Origin of the sequence: Nitrosomonas halophila, from assembly GCF_900107165.1 — a bacterium.
In the GTDB taxonomy this organism is placed as follows: Bacteria; Pseudomonadota; Gammaproteobacteria; order Burkholderiales; family Nitrosomonadaceae; genus Nitrosomonas; species Nitrosomonas halophila.
Window position 1 is genome coordinate 1 of record NZ_FNOY01000135.1, and the last position, 1,885, is coordinate 1,885.

The 1,885-nt window shown below is 47.1% G+C and carries 3 protein-coding genes; 1 reads left to right on the forward strand and 2 read right to left on the reverse strand.

Annotated elements, in window-relative coordinates:
- Positions 1 to 529 precede the first annotated feature (529 nt).
- Both BLV85_RS14615 and BLV85_RS14620 read right to left on the reverse strand, forming a co-directional pair.
- The gene (locus tag BLV85_RS14615; protein WP_090415946.1) at positions 530 to 805 is read right to left on the reverse strand and encodes a BrnA antitoxin family protein; all 276 of its coding nucleotides are present in this window, start codon (positions 803 to 805) and stop codon (positions 530 to 532) included.
- The gene (locus BLV85_RS14620) at positions 774 to 1,091 is read right to left on the reverse strand and encodes a BrnT family toxin (RefSeq protein WP_090415947.1); all 318 of its coding nucleotides are present in this window, start codon (positions 1,089 to 1,091) and stop codon (positions 774 to 776) included. Before BLV85_RS14620 ends, BLV85_RS14615 begins: the two co-directional genes overlap by 32 nt.
- A 479-nt stretch (positions 1,092 to 1,570) precedes the next feature.
- Between BLV85_RS14620 and BLV85_RS14625 the strand changes: the two genes are divergently transcribed.
- On the forward strand, positions 1,571 to 1,885 hold a 315-nt coding region (locus BLV85_RS14625), incomplete at its 3' end, for a transposase (RefSeq protein ID WP_342707118.1).

Genomic DNA, 1,885 nt, shown 5'->3' on the forward strand with positions numbered 1-1,885 from the left:
CCCCTACTTTTAGCATCATGGTACGTCCAAAATTTTAAAAGATAAATCTTACCGCCTTAAAGGCGGTGGTTTTAACCTTACTTCGGACTAATAAACTTCCTAACAGCACGGAAAGAGAAGGGTGTTTACATTGAACGGCGTTATTTCGAGGAAAGTCGATATCTTTCGCACAAATTCGTCGACTTTGGCTTTGACTGGGAAGTGCACCCGGCTTACCGGTGGGCTCTGCAACCTGATGATTTATCAGATGTTTTCGGTACGCTCGCCCCTAGTAGCTAGTGAAAAGTTTTAATCGGGTCGCTGAGGGTATCTAACCCTCAACACCCACAACACCCCGCATATCGGGGTCACACATCGGGGCCAGGTCCAGAATCATGAATTTTTATTCTCGTGCATGGATGTAGTTCTTGATGAAATAATAAAAAGTGACATTCCGTTCCAACCATTGCATTCACCAGACGGCAAGAAGCACGACGGCTCTGATGCGGCAAGTTTGGGTGGGCCGTTGGTGATGCAGGTCGTTAGCGCTTCATCGCGCACGGCGGCTCTCTTCTACATCTTCTGCGAGCCAGGCTTTGATAAGGGACTGATAAGGCATGTCACGTTTGTTTGCTTCGATTTTGATGCGATCAAGCAGTGATTCGGGCAAGCGGAGAGATATTGTTTTGGTTGAGGGCTTTAGGTTTGGAAAAGAAGCGAGTCGAGCCTGGGTCCAATCCACGTAGTCGGTGGAATCATGGCTTTCCCAGAATTCTCTTTCCTCAGCTGCAGTCTTAAACTCGGGTATCTTTTTTTGTTTGCTCATAAATTGCTCTCTCTTTATGGTGCATATAACGAGCGGAAATCACTCGGATCAGAGTGCCACTCCCTCTCAATGTGAAAGTGACATGCAACAAGCGTGCATCATCGGTTTCACCAAGGGCATGAAAACGAGCTTCCATTTGGCTGTGTTTGTCGTCTTCTAGAACCAGGAGCGGTTCATTAAAAAATATTTGCTCCGCCTCGGACTGGCAAACACCGTGCTTTTTCACGCTCTTGCGCGAATTGCCTTCATCCCAGTCAAAGCCTGTTATCTGCGCCGAGTCGATCATGGATGTATATTATCAAAATATACAAAGCTGTCAATCGGCGCTAACGAATAAGGTCAGATTGTGAGGGCGAAGCGAGCCACAATCTGAATCGGTTGTTGTAGCACATCGGGACCGCATATCGGCACCATCATATCGGTACCAGGTCCAGAATAATGAATTTTTATTCTCGTAATCTATGAGGCCAGAGCCGATGGATTGGTTGAAATAAAAAGAGGGGCGCCACGCTTTTACTCTTATTTCTTTCAGAATCAACTTAGTTCTACTTTGTCAGATTCAAATAATTCCAATGAGGCATCCAGTTGATGTATAATAAGCCATTGTTTTATATATGTTAATCACGATCATGTCGTGAAAATACTAAACAGTCTCTCAAATCTGCCCTACAGGGGCTCCCAGAAGCGCTTGGCGCGCATTTATCTTCATTTTCATCATTTTTCGTCTCCTCGACGTGCGATGCAACAGCGACGTTTTATGGTTATCTGCGTGGACTGTTTCAATCCGATCGGGCGACCATGCTGCGCATGGGCGAAGTAAACGGGGTTGATCACCAGGCTATGCAACACATGCTGACATCTGGTGCAATTGATTGGCATGGATTTGGTGCACAGATCGCGCGTGAAGCGGACGCGCTATTGGGTGGCGACAAAGCCACTTTGATCATTGATGAGAGTGGTTTTGCGAAGAAGGGTGAAGCCTCAACAGGGGTTGCGAGGCAATGGAACGGCCGTCTGGGGAAGGTAGACAATTGCCAGGTTGGCGTATTTGCCAACCTGTGCCGGGACAGCATGGCAAGT